The sequence below is a fragment of the Microcystis sp. M165S2 genome, assembly GCF_020245885.1.
In the GTDB taxonomy this organism is placed as follows: Bacteria; Cyanobacteriota; Cyanobacteriia; order Cyanobacteriales; family Microcystaceae; genus Microcystis.
On the sequence record NZ_JADBTZ010000231.1, the window covers coordinates 1 to 4,751 of the forward strand.

A 4,751-nucleotide genomic window follows, 5' to 3' on the forward strand; every position below is an offset into this window, starting at 1 on the left:
AATGGGGAAATGGGGAAATGGGGAAATGGGGAAATGGGGAAATGGGGAAATGGGGAAATGGGGGAATTCAACTAAAACCCTAAAACCCTAAAACCCTAAAACCCCAACACCCTAAAACCCCAACACCCTAAAACCCTAAAACCCTAAAACCCCAACACCCTAAAACCCTAAAACCCTAAAACCCTAAAACCCTAAAACCCCAACACCCTAAAACCCCAACACCCTAAAACCCTAAAACCCTAAAACCCCAACACCCCCACACCCATCACCTCACCTAATTTTTTTGACGGGGGAGAGTGACTTGTAGGCGAGCGCCACCGGTGTTAGGATCATTTTGAGCGACGATCGAACCGCCATGGGCTTGAATAATCTCTTTAGCAATCGATAAACCTAAACCGGTACTATAATCCTTTGTGCCTTGTTTTTGACGGGTGCGGGAAGGATCACCGCGAAAGAGGCGATCAAAAACGTAGGGTAGATCCGCTTCATTAAATCCCTTCCCGTTGTCGATAACGTCAATTTTTAGCCATTTTTTCCCGATAGTATCGGATATTTCCTCAATTTCTAGGCGTATTTTCCCCTGATCGGGACTATACTTAATGGCATTATCAAAGAGATTCAGGAAAACTTGCAGCAGACGAGAGTGATCAACTTCCAGCGTCCAATCCACCGGAGAGGAATAATCTAAGCTAATCTGTTTTTGGTCCGCTAAAGGGGTGACAGTCTGCCAAGCGGTGGTGATTAGCTCCTGTAGATTAATCATCTGGTATTGTAAATATCGCCCCGCATCCGCTTGTAATTGACTGATTTCTAGCCAATCGCACACTAATTGGCTCAAACGCTCCACTTCTTTCCCCATTTGTTCTAACCAGCGTCTTTCGGGAGCTTGGAGGCGTTTCTGTAAAGCTTCGGTAAGGAGAGAAATGGAGGTTAAGGGAGTGCGTAACTCGTGAGTTAAGTCAGAGAAAGCTCGCTCGCGATTTTGCGATAATTCCACTAAAGGCTGTCTATTTTCGATAAATACAGCGATTTCACCTTCTGGCAAGGGATAACCGTAACCCTTCAAGGCAATCGATTTAGGAGCAATCACTTGGCGATCGCTAATGGGGGTGACAGGATAATTAGTCGGGTAAAAAGTCCAAGTTTGCACCTGTGGACTCTGTTTTTGGCGAGTTTCTTGAATTAATTGATCTAATTCGTAGGAGCGCACTAATTCCAGCAGCAGACGCACTTGCTCCGGTTGCCAGCGATCGAGTTTTAAGAGGGTAATTGCCTGTTGATTGCACCAGAGCAGTCGATTATCGGCATCTATATGAAGATAGGCGATCGGCGCTCGTTCTAGCAAGGATTTCTGAATTTCTAAGCTCTTTTCTCGCTCTTGCAGACTTTGGGAGAGAAACTGTAATTCTCGACGCACCAGGGAGGTAACGGGAAAAGAGGCCGACAAATCCACCGAATCCGAGAGAGCGCTCAGGGTTCGCTTTAACTCTCTATTTAAGCGTGAGACTTGCCAGTAACAAATACTCAAACCTAAAACTACTCCGAAAATAAAAGCGAAAATAGTCATTATCCCAGCAAGCGGCGATCGCTAAACTTGAAAATATAATCGCTCACCTAGCCAAAACGATAACCGAAACCGCGTACAGTAATCAGGTATTCTGGTTGACTGGGATCGATTTCCAGTTTTTCCCGTAACCAGCGAATGTGAACATCGACGGTTTTGGTGTCTCCTAAAAAATCCGGTCCCCAAATTTGTTCAATTAATTGATCTCTTGACCAAACTCGGCGCGGATAACTCATAAATAGGTCGAGGAGACGGAATTCTTTAGGAGAAAGGTTAATTTCTTCATCTCGCACCGTCACCCGACATTCCTGGGTATAGAGAAGAACATCGCGGAATTTTCGCACGGGAGCGGCAGCTAGAGAAGTAAATCCTTGACGACGAATGAGAGCGCGACAACGAGCGACTAATTCGCGCATACTAAAGGGTTTAGTCAGATAATCATCGGCACCCACTTCTAAACCCAAAACTCGATCGGTTTCGCTGGCCTTAGCACTTAAGATTAAAATCGGGATAATATTGCCGTGATAGCGCAACAGACGACAGATATCAAGACCGTTGATTTGCGGTAACATTAAATCCAAAACGACCAAATCAAAACGAGACTCACCGTGATTAGATTCTTGACTTTGCAGTAGTTCTAGGGCAGCGCGACCATCACTAACACCGAGCGCCTCGTAACCTTCTTCTTCCAAAGCCAAAATAATCATATCCCGAATCACTTCTTCATCTTCCACGATTAAAATCCGATGATTGGGAACGAAATTCGTACTCGCCGACAAGGGGGGGTTGTCAAGGGTTAACATAAAAATACTTGATTATTCGTCCTAATTTTATCTCAATTTGTCAACCTGCACTCGTCTTGGAAGGCTGGAGCCGAATGTTATTACAGTTATCTACATGGTTAGAGGTGGAATCCTATCTAGAACAATCTCAGGGAATTATTATTCCTATCGGTTCCACGGAACAACACGGGCCGACGGGACTGATTGGTACAGATGCTCTATGTGCGGAGGCGATCGCTAAAGGAGTGGGGAAACAGGTACAAGCAATGGTAGCACCGACCTTAAATGTTGGTATGGCCCTACATCATACGGCTTTCCCCGGTACAATTAGCCTTCGTCCTAGCACTTTGATTCAAGTAATCCTCGACTATGTAACTTGTTTAGCTAGAGCCGGTTTTCGTCAATTTTTCTTTATTAATGGTCACGGGGGTAATATTGCTACCCTAAAAGCCGCTTTTGCGGAAACCTATTATCATTTGGATTCCCTTAATTTACCTAACACAAACGAGGTTAAATGTCAAGTGGCCAATTGGTTTATGGTGCGAGAAGTTTATCTTTTAGCCAAAGAATTGTATGGAGATCAGGAGGGTTCCCACGCTACACCAAGCGAAGTGGCGTTAACTCAGTATCTTTACCCTGAGAGTCTTAAAAACGCCTTTTTATCCGAAAAAGTGGCTTCTGGTCATGGTATTTACGGTGCGGCTAATTTTCGCCAAAACTACCCCGATGGTCGTATGGGTTCCAATCCTGCTTTAGCCACTCCCGAACACGGTCAGAGGTTCTATGAATTAGCCGTGAAAGAATTGAGTAATACTTATCTAGGGTTTGCTGAATAAATCTAAAAACCTTGTTGTAGAAGACTTTTAGACTTTTTTCCCCTCAAAAAGTGCCAGATATGGGAGTGGTCGGGGGGAAAATTCAGGGACTTTTTCCCTGAAAATTAGGTAGTTGACCACCTGAAAATCGGTAAAACCCATCCCCCATCCCCCAACCCCCAACCCCCAACCCCCAACCCCCAACCCCCACCGAAAAACTTTTTGCCGCAAACCCTATCTAGAATGGCTCTCTTGTCCTGTGTCTAAGTTGATTAGTGACTAGGCCACCGAGACCCGGAATAATTTAACTGTCACCCTAGAGACAAAACTTAAATATCCAAGGAGAAAATTGATGATTGCCACCACTGACAATAACTCCAATCAACCTCTGGCTAGTTTGCGGGAAATACAAGAACTTTCCATCGCAATTACAGCCAAAAGCCTCAATCCTGCCATGCTAACGGTTGATTTCCTCAAATATTCGGGAATAGTTCCCCCCGACTGGGAATTAAATGGCCAGCCGGTACTCAATCCTAATTACGCTCAAGTTAGTTTTCAAAATGGTATCAGCATCGTCGCCCAACCCCGGACAATTACCTTTGTGGAGATAATTAACTCTCCCGATAGCCTGAACCTGAAACTGCCAGAAATTGTTGGTTTATATCTAGATAAACTCCCTTTAGCCGAATATCAAGCCCTGAGTATCGCCCCGAAAAGCATTGTTCCTCTCCCTAGTAGCCCCGATGCCGCTAAAAAATATATCACCGAAACTCTTCTCGCCCCCGGTCCCTGGCACAATTTCGGTACAGCCCCTCTACAAGCCGGCATCAATCTACTTTATCAGTTAGAAACCTCTCAGCTATCCGTGGCGATTAACGAGGCAAAATTGCAATTACCCGATGGGAAAACCTTAGCGGTGCTATTATTTGCTGGTAACTTTAACTATAATCTGGCCGAGGGCGGCGATCGATTAAATCTGCTCAAACAATATCTGGGACAATGGCAAAAAGATCTAGAGATTTTCCGAGAATTAGTCACTCAACGCTTTCTGGAAAGACAACTCCCGGTTTTCCCCTCTAATATCAATCTGCCCCTAGGACCCCAAGGTGGACTGTAATCAGTCATCAGTCATCAGTCATCAGCAATCAGTAATCAGTCAGAAAAATCTTTAGACCTCCTGCAAAAGTAAGTTCTCGAACCGCTATCAGGTCAAAATATCTAAGAACTCAGATAAATTTGACATAATCTTAGGTTTTATGGATAGGAAGTTGTCTCTTTTCTTTTGGAAGATTTTTGATTTCTGCAAGAGATATATTACTGCCGTTGACATCCTCGCCGCCGTAAAACGGACGGCGATTCCTCACCACGCCACCTTTTTAGAATGGTCGCTGAATGGGGTTGACGCTTCACGGGATGCTGCTACCTTAGCGGTAGTCTTACGCTTTCCTCTACGTCCGTTTAAAGTCTCCGAATGTCCTCCGGCGACCTTGATATTTACCGCAGCGTTTACATCTCGATCATGAAAAGTTCCACAGAAAAGACATTCCCACTCACGGATATTTAACGCCTTTTTCCCGCCGATATTCCCGC

5 protein-coding genes are annotated in these 4,751 nt (G+C 44.9%); 2 read left to right on the forward strand and 3 right to left on the reverse strand.

From position 1 onward, the window contains the following. Positions 1-274: 274 nt before the first annotated feature. Both IM479_RS11845 and IM479_RS11850 read right to left on the reverse strand, forming a co-directional pair. The gene (locus IM479_RS11845; RefSeq protein ID WP_287687826.1) at positions 275-1,567 is read right to left on the reverse strand and encodes a sensor histidine kinase; all 1,293 of its coding nucleotides are present in this window, start codon (positions 1,565-1,567) and stop codon (positions 275-277) included. A 47-nt stretch (positions 1,568-1,614) separates the two neighbouring features. Further along, the gene (locus IM479_RS11850; protein WP_287076207.1) at positions 1,615-2,367 is read right to left on the reverse strand and encodes a response regulator transcription factor; all 753 of its coding nucleotides are present in this window, start codon (positions 2,365-2,367) and stop codon (positions 1,615-1,617) included. 74 nt (positions 2,368-2,441) lie between these two features. Here IM479_RS11850 and IM479_RS11855 point away from each other — a divergent pair, with 74 nt between their 5' ends. Beyond that, on the forward strand, positions 2,442-3,182 hold the full coding sequence (locus IM479_RS11855; RefSeq protein ID WP_286824513.1) for a creatininase family protein: 741 nt from the start codon (positions 2,442-2,444) through the stop codon (positions 3,180-3,182). A gap of 331 nt (positions 3,183-3,513) precedes the next feature. Next, positions 3,514-4,278: a hypothetical protein gene (locus IM479_RS11865; protein WP_287687823.1), complete on the forward strand. Its 765-nt coding sequence runs from the start codon at positions 3,514-3,516 to the stop codon at positions 4,276-4,278. Between the two features lie 243 nt (positions 4,279-4,521). Here the strand turns inward: IM479_RS11865 and IM479_RS11870 are convergent. Next, positions 4,522-4,751 (reverse strand): zinc ribbon domain-containing protein (locus IM479_RS11870; protein ID WP_287687821.1); only part of this gene is annotated, 230 nt, incomplete at its 5' end.